The organism is Rhodococcus sp. G6(2025), from assembly GCF_058628105.1.
Map to the genome: position 1 here is coordinate 4251522 of NZ_CP179750.1, position 15219 is coordinate 4266740.

A 15219-nucleotide genomic window follows, 5' to 3' on the forward strand; every position below is an offset into this window, starting at 1 on the left:
ACAGGACCTGCACCGGTCACTAGTGGCGCTCGCGCGGCAGAACAACTCGACGCTCTTCATGGCGATTCACGCGGTATTCGCCGTCCTCCTCGCCCGCCTCAGCGGCAGTTCCGACATCGTGATCGGCACCCCCGTCGCCGGCCGCCCCGATCCCCGGCTGGACCCATTGGTCGGCATGTTCGTCAACACACTCGCCCTGCGCACGCCTGTCGACGGCTCCCGGTCGTTCACCGAGGTACTCGACCGCACCAGGGACGTCGATCTCGGCGCCTTCCTGCACGCCGACCTGCCCTTCGAGCGCGTCGTCGAGGCCGTGGATCCGGCGCGGTCGACCTCCCGCTCGCCGCTGTTCCAGGTGTCCCTCGAGTTCGAGGGCGTCCAGCGACCAGAGATCACGCTCCCGGACCTGACCGTCACGGTCGCGGAGTACACGCCGCCCGTCGTCAAGGTCGATCTCGAACTGGTGGTCGCCGAGACGTTCGACGAGTCCGGTGCACCGGACGGGATCGCCGCCGGATTCACCTATGCCACCGACATCTTCGACGTCGCGACCGTGCAGGGCTTCGCCGATCGTCTGACCCGTCTCGTCGCGGCGGTCGTCGCCGACCCGGACGACCCGGTCGGCGACCTCACGCTCGGCGACGAGGACGAGGACACACCTGTCTCCGGACCGCCCGGCCTCCCGGCGCGGGTGTGGCCCGACCTGCTGGCCGGGTTGGCGGAGCGGCACTCCGACCGGGTGGCCGTGTCCGATGCCGGTCGCACGCTCACCTATCGCCAACTCGGCGCCGACTCCGCGCAATTCGCCCGGCTGCTCATCGCTCGGGGTGCCGCACCGGAAAGGTTCGTCGCCCTGGCATTGCCGCGGTCGATCGCGTGGGTCCGTGCCGTGTGGGCGGTCGCCGGCTCGGGTGCGGCGTCGGTACCCGTCGACCCGACGTATCCGCCCACCCGGATCGCCCATATGCTCGCCGACGCCGGCGCTGTGCTCGGCCTCACCGTCGCTGAGTATCGCGCACAGTTGCCCGACACGGTCGAGTGGCTGGTGCTCGATGATCCCGACTTCGAGACGCAGATGCGGCACCTTCCTGCCACGCCGGTGACCGACCTCGACCGCACAGCTCCGCTGCGCACGGACAACCCCGCCTATCTCATCTACACGTCCGGGTCCACCGGCGCCCCGAAGGGCGTGGTTGTGTCGCACCGGGGTCTGGCAAACCTGTTCGAGCAAGAACGTCACCACCTCCACGTCACGCCCGATGCGCGGGTCTCGCACCTCGCGTCCCCCAGTTTCGACGCGTCGCTGTTCGAGTTGACGATGGCGTTCTGTGCGGGTGCCCAGGTCGTGCTCGTACCCCCGCTGACCTACGGCGGGGCGGCCTTGGCGGACATCCTCGCCGTTGAGCGGATCACCCACGCGTTCATTACCCCGACCGCGCTCGCCACGCTCGAACCGACGGGACTCGACTCGCTGCGGGTCCTCGCCGTCGCTGGTGAACCGTGCCCGACCGACCTGGTCCGGCGATGGGCGCCCCGCCGACGCATGCTCGACCTGTACGGTCCGACCGAGACGACGATCTGGTCGCATGTCAGTGAACCACTGGCACCGGCGGAACCCGTCACCATCGGGCGCCCCGCCCGCGGGTTCACCGCCGCCGTCCTCGACGCCCGGCTGCATCCCGTTCCCCCGGGAACCCCGGGTGAGCTGTACCTGGCAGGGCCCGGCCTGGCCCGCGGCTACCACGCTCGCCCCGCCACGACGGCGACCCATTTCGTCGCCTGCCCGTTCGCTGCCCCCGGGTCGCGGATGTACCGCACCGGTGACCTGGTACGCACCCGGCCCGACCTCACGCTCGAACACCTCGGCCGCACCGACTTCCAGATCAAGGTGCGCGGATTCCGGGTCGAACCAGGCGAGGTCGATTCGATCCTCACGGCGCGCGCGGACATCGGTTTCGCGGCCACCGTCGGGCGAACCGGTCCGGACGGGCAACCGATACTCGTCACCTACGTCCGCGGTGCGAACGGCGCGGACGTCGACGCGAGTGCGGTGCGCACGGCGTTGTCCGCGCAGCTTCCGCCGTATCTGGTTCCCGCCGCGGTCGTCGTACTCGACGAGGTGCCGCTCACCCCGGCCGGCAAGCTCGACCGCTCGGCCCTCCCCGAACCCGAGTTCGGTCCCCGGCCCGAACGATTCCGTGCCCCGTCCACGGCCGTGGAGCGGGCCGTCGTCGAAGCTTTCGCGGAAGTCGTCGACACCGGCGAGGACCGCCCGATCGGAGTGGAGGACGACTTCTTCGCGCTCGGCGGCACGTCACTGTCCGCAGTCCGCGTCGCCGCGGGCCTGCAGCGCCGCTTGGGCCGGCCGGTGCCGCTTCCGGCCCTCTTCCTGGACCCCACTCCCGCGGGGCTCGCGGCCCGCCTCGCCACAGAAGTGCCCGGCACCACCGACGAAGCTCTCCGGGTTCTCGTGCCGCTGCGCCGTGGTGACCGGCTCGCACCTCTATTCTGCGTCCACGCCGGGATGGGCCTGGCGTGGGCGTACACCGGCATGGTCCGCCACCTCTCACCGGACCGGCCCGTGTGGGGACTGCAGTTGCCCTCCCTCGGCGGCGGCCCCGACTACGACTCGATCGAGGACCTGGCGCACCGATACCTCGACGAGGTCCGTGCCGTCCAGCCGGCGGGACCGTATCATCTGCTCGGCTGGTCGCTCGGCGGTCTGATCGCGCATGCCATGGCCACCGAGCTGCAGGACCGGGGTGAGGAGGTCGCGTCCCTCGTGCTCCTGGACAGCTACGTGGGCGAACCGACTGCGGAACCCGACCCGTTGGACGTCGGCGACCTTCTGCGTGGGCTGGGGGTCGACGTCGGACCCGGCGACGACGCCCGACCGCTCACGTACTCCGACGCCCACGACCGCCTCGGCGAGGCCTACGGTCCCGCAGCCGCCGTGACGGCAGACCAGCTGCGGCGCATCGCCGAGGGATATGACCGGTCGACCCGGCTGTCGACGCGATTCGCCCCGAGAGTCTTTCGCGGGGACGCGCTTCTGATCACCGCGGTCGTCGGTCCCCGCGCCGGCAGCGCGCCGTCCGTCGACGACGGATGGGGCGACTCGATCACCGGCACCGTGCAGGAAGAACACGTCGAGTGCGGACACAACGACATGATGCAACCGAAACCAGCACGTGCGATCGGCATGCTCGTCGAAAACTACGTATCCGGGCGGGGCGGGTAGAGCCGCGCCAGAGTGCCGCAGATTCCGCGGATGCTCGGGTGCCGGTACAGCTCCCGCATCGGGAGGGCCGGAAGGCCGAGCCGCCGCATCATGCCGTCGGCCTTGATCGCGCACAGTGAGTTCCCTCCGAGCTCGAAGAGGTTGTCGTCCAGCGACACCGGGACTCCCAGCACCGACTCCCAGATGTCGGTGAGCATGTGCGCTGTTCCACCATCAGTGAGGGGGGCACCGTCCTGCGGTTCGACGACATCGAGCGGCAGAGACCGCAGGACCGGATCGGGAAGCCTTGCCACGTCGAGCTTTCCGTTGATGGTGAGCGGCAAAGCGTCGACCAGGGTGATCGAACGGGGCACCATGTGCTCCGGTAGGAATCGGGCCGCGCGTTCGCGTATCGCTGCGACCGTCTCCGTCTCCCCGGCCGCAGCGGACCCGCCCGGAACGACGTAGGCGTCGAGCGCGATTCCGGCCGGGTCTTCCGACCTTCCCGAGGGCACCACGGCCGCTGCCGTGACGACGGGATCGTCGAGGAGCACGGAACGCACCTCGTCGAGTTCCACACGGAACCCGCGAATCTGGACCTGGGCGTCGACGCGACCGAGATGCTCGAGATTGCCGTCGCCACAGATTCTTCCGCGATCGCCCGTGCGATACCAGCGGGACCCGCCGGGTGCAGCGACAAAGCGGCAGGCCGTCAGTCCGGCGCGGTCGAGGTACCCGAGCGCGACACCGGCCCCGCCGACGTAGATCTCGCCGGTCAGGCCGTTCGGCAGAGGATCGCCGAACTCGTCCGCGACCGCCGTCTCCCAGCCGGGTAGTGGTTTCCCCACCGTGCGCGACCCGGTCAGGGCGTCGCGCCGCGTCACGGTGTGCGCGGTGACGTGCACGGTGGTTTCCGTCGTCCCGAACATGTTCACCAACCGGCATCGTGATTCCGGATACCGGTCGAGCCACGGCAGTACCACCCGGGGGTCGAGAGTCTCACCGCCGAACACGACGAGGCGGAGCGCGGACAGCGGCTCGAGATCCCGGTCAGCCGCGACCAGGAGGACGAATGCGGAGGGCGTCTGACTGAGGACGGAGACGCGTTCGTCGGCGAGCAACGTGTGGAACTCCACTGGGGACCGCGAGATCCAGTACGGCACGATCACGAGTCGGCCACCGGTCGACAACGAGCCCCAGATCTCCCACACCGAGAAATCGAAGGCGGGCGAATGGAACATCGACCAGGTGTCCCCGGGAGTCGGCGCGAATTCGGTTGCGGTGGACGACATCAGCGCCGGCACGGCACGATGCGGAATCACCACGCCTTTCGGCCGACCCGTCGACCCCGACGTGTAGACCACGTAGGCGGGGGCGCCGTCGCCTCCCACAGCCCAATCCACGTCACCCGGGCCCGATACCGATCCCGGCAACTCCGCCGGCGTCACCGCCGGTACTCCGGCCCACCGGACTTCGCCCTCCAACTCGGTCACGACCAATCGGACACCGGCATCACGCGCCGTGTATGCGAGCCGATCCGGAGGATGCCGCACGTCCATCGGAACAAACGCCGCACCGCTGCGCAACACCGCAAGCATCGTCACGACGAGGTCGACCGACCGATCCACACAGATTCCGACCCGGTCCCCTGGGCCGACTCCCCGATCGTGAAGACCTCGCGCCATCCAGGCCGACTGCTCCTCGAGTGCACGGTAAGTCAATGTGCGCCGGCCATGGGTCACCGCGACCGCGTCGGGACGCTCGTGAGCGTGCCGGACGACGAGATCCTCGATCCTCCCGCCGGAGACAGGCGCTCGCACACCGGCACCCACCGGTGCCACCGCCGCGCCGAACACACGACGTCGTCCCGGTGACGGGTCGCGAAGTCCGTCCACCACCCGGGCGACCCATTGCCCAAACCGCGCCGCCGTGTCGGCGTCCACAGTCACCGGGTCGGCGTAGACCTCCAGTGTGACGCGCCCGCCGGTGTCGACCACCGGTACGAGTGTCAGTGGAAACGGTGCCGTCTGGCAGGGGAGGTACTCACGTCCGGAGTCACGCGTAACCGTCCCCAGCACCCCGGTTGCCGTACTGCCCATTTCTCCAATCTTCGCGAAGTCCCACGAGACCTCATGTTGCCGTGAGCTTTTCACTTCCTCGACCAGCTCGGCCAGAGCGCGGTCCAGGGAAGTGTGGAAGGCCAGGTCGACCCAGCTCTCGAATCCGCCGAGCGTTCGTGGCGGCCGCGTCCGGTCGACCCGCCACACCGGAACCGTCACCGCGGAGAGGTCGTCACGCCTACCGGTCACCACCGCGGCGGCAGCGGCCACCGTCGCCGTCATATCCTCACGGGCCGCGACCAGCGGGTGGGAGGAACGCAGTACCTCCGCGCTCCATCCACCCAGTGCCCGACCGTGCCGATGTCGACCCACGGGATTCGCGGTCACCGTGTCGGCGTCGCGCGCGCCGACGAGCACGTCACACACGAGCGTGAGCGAGGCAGTGTCGAGATCACGGCGGTCGGCAACCACGACCAGATCGGCCACCTGGTCGAGGTACTGCATCACGACGGCGCGCACCGCCGGACCATCGACAGCGACGGGCCGCCGGCACTCGGCGGCAAGCCGGCGTCGTGCCTCCTCCGACGCCGAACCGGCCGGGACATCCACCACCCATAGCCGCGTCGGCCTGGTCGCGCGCTCCCACCAGCGACGGGACGCCGTACCCCACCGCACCGCAAGCATGTCCGAGCTCACTCCGCGGGGCACCCGCACCGTCATCGCATGGCCGAACGCCGTGCGCACCGGTCCAGACCTCCCCCAAGGAGATTGGTGCATGAAGCAATCGTAGTCGACAGACGCGCGGCGACTGGGGCCTGCGGACACGGACTCATCGTTCTCACCGGGCCGTGAAGCCGCCATCCACCGTCACCACGGCACCCGTGACTCCACGCGCATCGTCGGACGCGAGCCACCGCGCCGCTGCCGCGACCTCGCCGGGTTCGACGAGCTTGTTGGTCGGCTGGGCCTGCACGAAAACCGACTCGTGCTCATCGACGCCGACACCCAGGGAGCGCGCGATCTCCGCCAGCATCCGCCCTTCGTACTCGCTGCTGTCCCGCACCGATCCCGGGCACAGCGCATTCACCCGGACCCCGCTCGGCGCATAGTCGAGGGCGACGGCCTTGGTGAGGCCGACCAGGCCGTGCTTCGCCGCAACGTACCCGGCGAAGTGGCGGTACCCGACGAGCCCTGCCGTCGAGGCGACATTGATGATGCTTCCGCTGCGCTGGGTGACCATGATCCGTCCGGCCGTCGCGATGGTCCGCCACGCCCCGGAGAGGTCGACGTCGATCATCAGACGCCACTCGGATTCGGTGATGTCGTGTGCGACCTTTCCGGACGGTGCGGCGATTCCCGCATTGTTGAGCAGCACGTCGAGGCGACCGAATCGTTCGTGTGCGACCTGCACTGCTGCCGTGATCTCTGCGAGCTCGCGGACATCCACCGCCTGGGTCAGAACCGTCGCACCGTGCTCGCGGCATAACTCCGCGGTGTAGTCGAGCTGACTCTGCGAACCGAGTGGGTACGGCACCCCGGCCAGATTCCGGGTGATGTCGACGAGCATGAGATCGGCCCCAGCCGCCGCGAACTCGACGGCACAGGCACGGCCGATACCCCGCGCTGCGCCGGTCACGAAGGCCGTCTTTCCGGCGAGGTCGGCGCTCACCGAGCGTCCTCGGCGAGCTGCGCGGCAAGCAGCCGTACCAGCGCGTGCGGGTGCTCGGTCAGGTACATGTGTCCGCCGTCGACCTCGATCACCGACGTCCCCGCGGTCGTCGTCGCCGCCCACTCCGCCAACTGAGCGGCACCGACGAGGTGATCACCCCGCCCTCGGAGGGCGGTGATCGGGACGTCCAGCGGTGGATGTGGTGGTGGCCGATAGTTTTCGTGCATCTCGACGTCGGCCCGGACGACGGGCAACAGCAGCTCGCGCAGTTCCGCGTTCGCCAGCGCAGGGTGGGAGTACCCGGCCAGCTCACCCACCTGGTCGAGGAATTCCTCATCCGCCAACGACGACGCCCGGATCTCCCGCACGGTCGCCGGACCTGGCGATCCACTCACGAACAGGCGGGTCAGCGCGACGCCTCCGTCGGCGGTCAGGCGATGCGCCAGCTCATAGGCCAGGACCGCACCGAGGCTGTGCCCGAACACGGCCACCTCGGAAGACTCCCGGAGGACCGGCAGCACGCGCGGCGCAATGTCGTGGACGGCGGCGTCGACCGAGGTGAGCAGGTCCTCACCAAAGCGTTCCTCGCGGCCGGGTAGCTGCACGGGGAGGATGTCGAGTCCACGCGGCGCACAACTCTGCCAATCGCGGAAGAAGGACGCGCCCACCCCCGCGTACGGCAGACACACCAGAGTCGCAGGTGACATTGTCACCTCCTTCTACGACGCCGACGAAGACCGGATGCTTCCGACCCTAGGCCGCGCTCCCCTCCGGTGTGGGAATTCGCCCGCGCAGAGCCGCCAGCACTTCCGCGGAGCATGCGAGCTGCCCAGTGTGCTCGACGTGCCGTCGTCGAGCAGCCTGATGACATGCAGGTGACGGGGCACGGCACGCACACGGACAGCGACACGTGCTGGGTGTCAGGACCGAGGGAACTCGACGTGGTCGCATAGTGTGTCCACTGTCTGCTACACCATCCGGTCGATTGTCGGCACACCTGGTTGCGTGTCGATCCTCAGCAGCGGAATTGTCGGCGGGCTGAGCGGCGGGCCGCTCACAAGGAACCCGGTCCGACTGTGAGGCAGCGGAATTGATACCGCGTGCACGTCGTACCACTTACCATCGAATGCATGGGAGTCGCAGCCGCGGCACGAGCGCTCGGCCGCCTCCAGTACCGAATCGCGCGCATTCCCTTCCACCTCGTCGACGACACGGTGATGCCGTTGTTCTTCGACGACGCTGCCCCGGCCCGGCTGGCGTACGAGTGGGTGCTGATCGAATGCGACGAGGCCGCAGCGATTCTGTTCGACGACGACTTCGCAGCCACCCACGCACAGATGTTGCGGCGGCGCAGTGCCGCCGTGCGATACGCCATCGCCCGCGGACAACGGCAGGCTCTCCGCGATACCGACGTCGTCGTCCTCGAGCGGCACCGCGCTCGTTTCCGCGAGCGGCACCGCCAGCACGCCAGAAACACTGATTAGCGTCGGTGGGCGGCTTTTTGTCGCGTGCTCCGACGACCGTATCGCTGAGATAGCTGGGGTCGGCAGTTCTGGCGGGATGTGGAGTGTGGCGAGGGTGATCGGCATCCACCTGACGTCGATCCGGGCGATGCCGCGCCGGGGCAGAACGAGGGGGGAGAATCAGCATTGTGCCCGCCCATCAGCCCGCACTACCTCTCCGCCCGGTGAAACCGATGCTCGCGACGCTCGGCTCACCGCCGGGTGGAGACGACTGGGCGGTGGAGATGAAATTCGACGGTGTACGCGCCGTCGCCACCGTCACCCCGGCCGCGGTGCACCTGTTCAGCCGCGACGGCGCCGACATCACCGCCGCATACCCGGAGATCGCCGCCGGACTCTCCGAGATCAACCCAGGCCGAGGCGTAACAGTCGATGGTGAGATCGTCGCGCCCGCTGCCGGCAGCGGCCGACCGCGCTTCGACCTGCTCCGACAGCGGACCCCCATCCAGAATCCACCGGCCGCACTGCAGCGCGCCGTACCGGTCGCCTTTAACATCTTCGATCTGCTGGTGCACCGCGGGGCGCCGATCCTGCGGTGGCCGTACCTCGAGCGCCGACAACTCCTGGCCGACCTGAATCTCGGTCTGGAGGGTGAGGCTCTGCTGGTCCCGCCACACTGGGTCGACGTCGACGGCGAGGACATGCTCCGGTTGGCCGACGCGCACGGCCATGAAGGAATTGTCGCAAAGAGAATGACCTCGCCCTATCGCCCCGGACGCCGCTCACCGGACTGGATCAAAACTCCGCTACGCAACAGCGCCGAAGTGGTCGTCGGCGGGTGGGAAGCGACCAGCCGCGGCGGTCTGCGGTCGCTGATCGTCGGTGCCCACGCGGACCAGGTCGGCTTGATATTCGTCGGGCACGTCGGCTCCGGCTTCACCGAATCCCACCGGCGCCGAACGCTCATGCTGCTCCGGCCACTCGAGCGCCCTACCAGCCCCTTCGACAATCATGTTCCCGATGAGCTTGCCACTCACGCGCGCTGGGTGGAACCGATTCTCGTCGGCACCGTCGAGTACCGCGAGTTCACCCTGGACCGGCGGCTCCGCCATCCGTCGTGGAAGGGATTTCGGGCCGGGATAGACCCGAGATGGGTGACCGTCGAGGAGCTACCGTAGTCCCGCGCGTGTCTCGGCACGATGGCTTCGGCGCCTCGGCAGGCCTGGCCGGTTACCTCTCTCCGTGTCGGCAACCGATCAGCGGCCGACCGGCGAGGCGGCCGAGTAGAAATCGCACCCTTCCTCCTCGGACCGGCGGGTCCGACAATAGGGAGCGTGAGTTCGCGACGTTCCGCCGCAGAGTGGGCAGTCGATCAGGTCCACGCTGTGCGTGACGATCCTGCAGCTCGACTCGCGCTGATCGCCCGTACTTATCACGGTCCGATCGGCAACGCACCCCGGCACTTGCCGTTCCGCCGGGCGGCACTGTCGTTCATGCGCTGGCAGATCGGTCGCGGCGTGCTGGCGCCGCTCGGTGCGATGCCGCCCGGCAGTCCGTGGTGGCGAGTGGTCAACGAACGGCTGATGCGCGACGGCTGCGAGGCCGTCGCCCGGAGCGGCGGAATGGGAGGGACGCCGTCCTCGCACACGGTCGATCTGTGGATGCTGTTCGTTGCCGATCCGACCGCACGTACGTGGTACCGGGCCCACAATGCGAGCATTGCCTCCGCCTACCTGGACCATCGCGACCTTGCCTGTACCGAGAGCCGTCCGGAGCGCTTCTTTCTCAACGTGGTACTGCTCCGTGTTCTCTACGCCCATGCCCTGGTCGCGGCGCCGCGTCTGGCGCTGGGGCGGCTCGCGCCGGCCGGCCCCATTCTGGGAGATCCTCGCCTCTCGATGACCGGGATCTTCCTGTCCCTTTCTCGGGTCCTTCCCGACCGATATCCCCTCGGAGACGACGTCGCGGCGTATGTCGCCGCTGAGCACAACATCGGTGAGATGCTGGACTACGGCCTGATCGGGCCGCGGCTGCAGCAATTGTACGAATGGTCGGCCGATGAACTCGGCGAGCCGGGACTACTCGACTGCATTTGCGACGGCAGTCCGACGTACGCCTGGTCCTACTCTGATCGCGAGGTGTGGCATCCGGCGATCCCGGCGGCCACGATTCGCGCGGTTCGGCGGATATTGCCGGCGAATTGAGGGGTGACATCCCGTTGATACTCCCCCGGTCACCCCGGTGACGTCGCCGGCGTCGGGCATCACGTCGGCTACGACAGCCCCTCACAGTTCAATCGCGAATACCGCCGTCTGTTCGGCGCCTCCCCCGGCAAAGACGCTCACGGCCTACGCGGAAACACCGCACTGTCGGAAACCGGCGCCCTGCCCTGATCTGTCGACGCACGGCTTCCGGTCGCGGATGCAGCCGGTTTCCGGGTGCTCAGGAAGGGGTAAGCGTGGCGGGAAGCGCCTCTGATTCGGCGAACTTATCAGTCCTGCTTGCCGATTCGACAGAAGACGAAGAAGGGTACGAGAATGACCGACCAGTACGCCCGGCAGGATCCCACTACGCAGTACCCCGCCCCCGATCGCGAACACCAACCGGAGCTGCCGCACCCGGGACTGACCTCCGACATGGTGACCGCCCCGGATCACGGCGAGAAGTCCTATCGGGGAAGCGGTCGCCTCGACGGTCGCCGCGCCCTGATCACCGGCGCGGATTCGGGCATCGGGCGAGCGGTGGCGATCGCGTTTGCTCGCGAGGGTGCGGATGTCGTGGTCAGTTGTCTGGACGACGAGGAGTCGGATGCACGGGAGACCGTGCGACTGGTGGAAGAGGCCGGACGACGAGGCGTCGTCGCGACTGGCGACATCACGTCGGAGGACCACTGTCAGACTCTCGTGGACCTGACGGTCCGCGAACTCGGCGGTCTCGACATTCTCGTGAACAACGCGGCCTTTCAGATGGTGCAGACGGGTGGTATCGCCGATATCACCACCGAGCAGTTCGACCGTGTCCTGCGCACGAACCTCTACGCGCTGTTCTGGTTGTGCAAGAAATCCGTCGCGGTCATGGATCCCGGATCGACGATCGTGAACACCTCGTCGATCCAGGGGATGAATCCGTCACCCGGGCTTCTCGACTACGCCACCACGAAGGCAGGGATCATCGATTTCACCAAGGGATTGGCGGCCGACGTGGCGAAGCGGGGAATCCGGGTCAATGCCGTTGCACCGGGGCCCATCTGGACGCCGTTGATCCCCGCGACGATGCCCGCCGACGGTTATCGGCAGTTCGGGGACGACGTGCCTCTGGGCAGACCCGGCCAGCCGGCCGAACTGGCACCGGCGTACGTATTCCTGGCATCGAACGAATCCAGCTACGTCACCGGAGAAGTGCTCGGCGTCACCGGCGGGACGCCCTTCACCTGAGCACCCCGGCGGTGAGGGAGCCCCTGCGAGGTCACTCCTTTTCGCGGGCGGCGACGATGGCGTCGAGGTTGGCGGCGATGTTCTCCTCGGCGGCAGCCTTGTCGACACCCAGTCCGGTGAGCACACCGACCCCGTCCTCGACCTCGAGCAGGGCCAGCAGGATGTGCTCGGTGCCGATGTAGTTGTGCCCCAAACGTAGTGCCTCACGGAACGTCAGTTCGAGCGCCTTGCGTGACTGAGCATCGAAGGGAACGAGTGCGGGCACCTCCTCGACGGCGGGGGGCAGCGTCGCGGTCGCGGCGTGCCGGACCGAATCCAGTTCCACGCCCTGCGCGGCGATCGCCCGGGCGCCGAGTCCTTCGGGATCGGCCAGGAGTCCGAGGACGAGATGCTGAGGCAGGATCTCGGCGTTGCGTGCCGCCCTGGCCTCGTTCTGCGCGATCACCACCACCTGTCGTGCGCGCGGAGTGAACCGGCTGAATCCCTGATTCGGGTCGAGGTCGGAGGCCTGCCCGGGATCCTTGGGGACGAACCGCTTCTGCGCGGCCTGCTTCGTGACGCCCATGCTCTTTCCGATTTCGGTCCACGATGCCCCCGAGCGGCGGGCCTGGTCGACGAAGTGGCCGATGAGATGGTCGGCCAGTTCACCGAGGTGTTCGGCGGCGAGGACCGCGTCGGTGAGTTGATCGAGCGGGGCCTCGGCGTGCACCTTCTTGATCGCGTCGATGAGCTCGTCGAGTCGGATGGGTGGGGGTGTGCGATCCGAATTCTCCATGCGTCAACTCTAGGTTGACGAACCGTGAGCGTCAACCCCAGGTTGTCGCTTTCGGCTTCCGCGAGCTGCGCACCGACCCGCGATCCGGTCTGCTAGTTTGATGACTAGCAGATCTAGGGATAGGGGTTCTATGCATATCGAGAAGGATCTGGTGGCGGCTTCGGCCACTCCCCTCGTGCTCGGAATTCTCGCGGAAGGCGAGTCCTACGGGTACGCCATCTTGAAACGAGTCAACGACCTGTCCGGCGGGCGGATTCAGTGGACCGACGGAATGCTGTACCCCCTCCTGCATCGCCTGGAAAGATTGGGGTACGTGTCGGCGTCGTGGGGGGCCTCCGACAGCGGGCGAAGGCGCAAGCACTACACGATCACCGCTGCGGGCCGGGAGATGCTCGCGGAACGACGCGCCCAGTGGGACGTCGTCGCGGACGCGCTGAGCCAGGTGTGGCGCTCCGTCCAACTACCCCCAGCCACCGTCGAAGGATGGTCGTGATGGATACCGACAAGGAGCTGGAATCGCAGATCGGTCAGTGGCGGGGTTACGTCGAGCGCCGTCACGCGATATCCGCCGCCGACACCGACGAGATGGAAGACCATCTCCGTGATCAGATTTCGGACCTGTCCGCCGCCGGGCTGAGGACCGACGAGGCATTCCTGGTCGCGGTCAAACGCATGGGCAACGTCGACGACATCTCCCGCGAGTTCGCTCGCGAGCACTCCGATCGGCTGTGGAAGCAACTCGTCCTCATGCCCGCCGCGTCGGATGGCGACGGCACTCGCCCCACACGTGAGCTGTTCGTCGTTCTCGGGCTCGCCGTCGGCGCGGCACTGTCGGTCAAGGCAGGCGTGGCGACACTCGACGAGCAGGACCTCGCGCGCAATCTCAGCCTGTTCGTTCTTCCGTTCCTCGCCGGATATTTCGCCTGGAAGCGACAGATGACACCCCGCCTCGCCGCGGTACTGCTGGTGCCGTTCGCGCTGGCGGCGGTACTGCTGAACGTCTTCCCGTTCGCATCGAACGGCTCCACCGAGGTGATCGCGGCGATCCACGCACCGATTGCGCTGTGGTTCGCCGTCGGCCTCGCATATGTCGGCGGTCAGTGGCGATCGGACCGGCGGCGAATGGACTTCATCCGCTTCACCGGCGAATGGGTCGTCTACCTGACCCTCCTCGCCCTCGGCGGCGGCGTCCTCATCGGCCTGACGATCGGTGCGTTCGACGCGCTCGGCCTGAGCGTCGAGTGGTTCATCGAGGACTGGGTGCTGCCGTTCGGAGCGGCCGGCGCGGTCATCGTCGCCGCATGGCTCGTGGAGGCGAAGCAAAATGTGGTCGAGAACATCGCCCCTGTCCTCACCCGCGTGTTCACCCCGCTGACGACACTCATGCTGCTGGTGCTGCTGACGGCATTCGCGACGACCGGCAGCGTCGTCGACGTCGACCGAAACCTGTTGATCCTGATGGATCTCATCCTCGTCGTCGTCCTGGGATTGCTGTTGTACGCAATTTCGGCCCGTGACCCCTACCTGCCGCCCGACCTGTTCGACCGCCTCCAACTCGTCCTCGTCGTCAGTGCCCTCGCGGTCGACCTGCTGATGCTGTTCGCCATGCTGACTCGCATCGCGGAATTCGGCTTCACCCCGAACAAGGTGGCGGCACTCGGAATGAACCTGGTCCTCCTCGTCAACCTGACGTGGTCGGCTCATCTCATCCTCGGGTTCCTGCGCGGCCGCCGCGGATTCAGCTCCACCGAACGCTGGCAGACCCGTTACCTTCCCGTCTTCGGCGTGTGGGCGGCGTTGATGGTCGGCGTTCTCCCACCGGTTTTCGACTTCGTGTGACGACGGTGCGGAGCTGATCGAGAGTGTTCTCATCGGACAGGGAATTCACGGCGTACGGCCCGTCGTACTGGGCGATGATCGCGCTGTTCGTCGTGGGGGCCGCGGTTCTGGTCTGGCTCGGACGAAGGCAGACCGAATCGCAAGCCCGGCGTCTGGGCCGAGTCCTTGCGGTGCTGACGGCCGCCATATACGGCGCGACGCTGGTTCATTTCTCGATTCCGCCCACGATCGGCGGCTCGGTACCGCTGCGCCTGACCGATCTCGCGACCGTGGCGGCGGCCTGTGCCCTGTGGTCCCGGGCGCAGTGGGCCTACGCGCTCACGTATTACTGGGGACTCGTGCTGAGCACCCAGGCGTTGATCTCACCTGTTCTGACCGGCCCGGACTTCCCCCACTACCAGTTCCTCGCGTTCTGGGCGATTCACCTGCTCGTGGTCTGGGCGGCCATCTATCTGACGTGGGGTCGAAGGATGCGGCCCCGGTGGCGCAGCTACCGGTTCACGGTCCTGGTCACCGTCGTCTGGGCGGCAGTGACCTTCACGTTCAACCGCGTCGCCGGAACCAACTACGGCTTCCTCAACAGAAAGCCCGCCACCGCGACCCTTCTGGACGTTCTGGGTCCCTGGCCGCTGTACCTACTGAGCGCGACGACACTGATTCTCGCGGTGTGGGCCCTGATGACGTGGCCGTGGGAGCGGGCACGACGACGCACCGAGGACATCCCGCGGCCCTCCTGATCGCTGCCGGGAGTCTTCGGTG

The 15219-nt window shown here is 67.7% G+C and carries 12 protein-coding genes and 1 pseudogene (1 of these 13 cut by a window edge); 9 read left to right on the forward strand and 4 right to left on the reverse strand.

Annotated elements, in window-relative coordinates; genetic code table 11:
* On the forward strand, positions 1–3241 hold the 3' portion of the coding sequence (locus ACLIVD_RS19425; RefSeq protein ID WP_491930450.1) for a non-ribosomal peptide synthase/polyketide synthase. 23435 nt of this gene lie to the left of the window's left edge; only the last 3241 of its 26676 coding nucleotides appear in the window; the start codon falls outside the window, past its left edge; it ends in the stop codon at positions 3239–3241.
* On the opposite strand, the gene ACLIVD_RS19430 is transcribed toward ACLIVD_RS19425, so the two are convergent.
* The 3 genes from ACLIVD_RS19430 to ACLIVD_RS19440 all read right to left on the reverse strand — a co-directional run bounded on the left by ACLIVD_RS19430 (position 3217) and on the right by ACLIVD_RS19440 (position 7656).
* Positions 3217–6024, reverse strand: coding sequence for a non-ribosomal peptide synthetase (locus ACLIVD_RS19430; protein WP_491930451.1), 2808 nt, complete (start codon positions 6022–6024; stop codon positions 3217–3219). The two genes, ACLIVD_RS19425 and ACLIVD_RS19430, sit on opposite strands and share 25 nt — an antisense overlap.
* 94 nt (positions 6025–6118) lie before the next feature.
* A complete protein-coding gene (locus ACLIVD_RS19435) occupies positions 6119–6949 on the reverse strand; it encodes an SDR family oxidoreductase (protein ID WP_283334217.1) in 831 nt (276 codons plus the stop codon).
* Entirely contained in the window at positions 6946–7656 is a 711-nt protein-coding gene (locus ACLIVD_RS19440; RefSeq protein WP_280784268.1) for a thioesterase II family protein, read from the reverse strand. Before ACLIVD_RS19440 ends, ACLIVD_RS19435 begins: the two co-directional genes overlap by 4 nt.
* 423 nt (positions 7657–8079) lie before the next feature.
* Between ACLIVD_RS19440 and ACLIVD_RS19445 the strand changes: the two genes are divergently transcribed.
* The 5 genes and pseudogenes from ACLIVD_RS19445 (at position 8080) to ACLIVD_RS19465 (ending at position 11846) form a co-directional block, all read left to right on the forward strand.
* Positions 8080–8433 (forward strand): hypothetical protein, encoded by a 354-nt coding sequence (locus ACLIVD_RS19445; protein ID WP_280784267.1) that lies wholly within the window; start codon positions 8080–8082, stop codon positions 8431–8433.
* A 167-nt stretch (positions 8434–8600) separates the two neighbouring features.
* Complete coding sequence (locus ACLIVD_RS19450) at positions 8601–9590, forward strand: ATP-dependent DNA ligase (RefSeq protein ID WP_491930452.1); 990 nt, start codon at positions 8601–8603, stop codon at positions 9588–9590.
* A 315-nt stretch (positions 9591–9905) separates the two neighbouring features.
* Positions 9906–10616 (forward strand): hypothetical protein, encoded by a 711-nt coding sequence (locus ACLIVD_RS19455; protein ID WP_491930453.1) that lies wholly within the window; start codon positions 9906–9908, stop codon positions 10614–10616.
* 30 nt (positions 10617–10646) lie between these two features.
* A pseudogene (locus tag ACLIVD_RS19460) lies at positions 10647–10805 on the forward strand (helix-turn-helix transcriptional regulator); the annotation flags it as partial.
* Positions 10806–10949: 144 nt separating this feature from the next.
* Complete coding sequence (locus ACLIVD_RS19465) at positions 10950–11846, forward strand: SDR family oxidoreductase (protein WP_280784264.1); 897 nt, start codon at positions 10950–10952, stop codon at positions 11844–11846.
* Positions 11847–11877: 31 nt separating this feature from the next.
* Here ACLIVD_RS19465 and ACLIVD_RS19470 read toward each other — a convergent pair whose 3' ends face one another.
* A complete protein-coding gene (locus tag ACLIVD_RS19470) occupies positions 11878–12621 on the reverse strand; it encodes a Clp protease N-terminal domain-containing protein (protein WP_491930454.1) in 744 nt (247 codons plus the stop codon).
* Positions 12622–12751: 130 nt separating this feature from the next.
* On the opposite strand from ACLIVD_RS19470, the gene ACLIVD_RS19475 reads away from it, so the two are divergent.
* From ACLIVD_RS19475 to ACLIVD_RS19485, 3 genes are read left to right on the forward strand one after another with little or no spacing between them, the layout of a single operon-like run.
* The gene (locus ACLIVD_RS19475) at positions 12752–13114 is read left to right on the forward strand and encodes a PadR family transcriptional regulator (protein ID WP_105413904.1); all 363 of its coding nucleotides are present in this window, start codon (positions 12752–12754) and stop codon (positions 13112–13114) included.
* Positions 13114–14460: a permease prefix domain 1-containing protein gene (locus tag ACLIVD_RS19480; RefSeq protein ID WP_283334213.1), complete on the forward strand. Its 1347-nt coding sequence runs from the start codon at positions 13114–13116 to the stop codon at positions 14458–14460. The genes ACLIVD_RS19475 and ACLIVD_RS19480 overlap by 1 nt, the downstream gene beginning before the upstream one ends.
* 23 nt (positions 14461–14483) lie before the next feature.
* Positions 14484–15197, forward strand: a complete 714-nt coding sequence (locus tag ACLIVD_RS19485) for a YwaF family protein (protein ID WP_491930455.1) — start codon at positions 14484–14486, stop codon at positions 15195–15197.
* Positions 15198–15219 lie beyond the last annotated feature (22 nt).

What these genes read in the sequence shown, in the direction of transcription:
- ACLIVD_RS19440 (WP_280784268.1), bottom strand. Translation starts at nt 7,656, where the DNA reads ATGTCACCTGCGACTCTGGTGTGTCTGCCGTACGCGGGGGTGGGCGCG.
- ACLIVD_RS19470 (WP_491930454.1), bottom strand. Translation starts at nt 12,621, where the DNA reads ATGGAGAATTCGGATCGCACACCCCCACCCATCCGACTCGACGAGCTC.
- ACLIVD_RS19475 (WP_105413904.1), top strand. Translation starts at nt 12,752, where the DNA reads ATGCATATCGAGAAGGATCTGGTGGCGGCTTCGGCCACTCCCCTCGTG.
- ACLIVD_RS19465 (WP_280784264.1), top strand. Translation starts at nt 10,950, where the DNA reads ATGACCGACCAGTACGCCCGGCAGGATCCCACTACGCAGTACCCCGCC.
- ACLIVD_RS19455 (WP_491930453.1), top strand. Translation starts at nt 9,906, where the DNA reads ATGCGCTGGCAGATCGGTCGCGGCGTGCTGGCGCCGCTCGGTGCGATG.
- ACLIVD_RS19480 (WP_283334213.1), top strand. Translation starts at nt 13,114, where the DNA reads ATGGATACCGACAAGGAGCTGGAATCGCAGATCGGTCAGTGGCGGGGT.
- ACLIVD_RS19445 (WP_280784267.1), top strand. Translation starts at nt 8,080, where the DNA reads ATGGGAGTCGCAGCCGCGGCACGAGCGCTCGGCCGCCTCCAGTACCGA.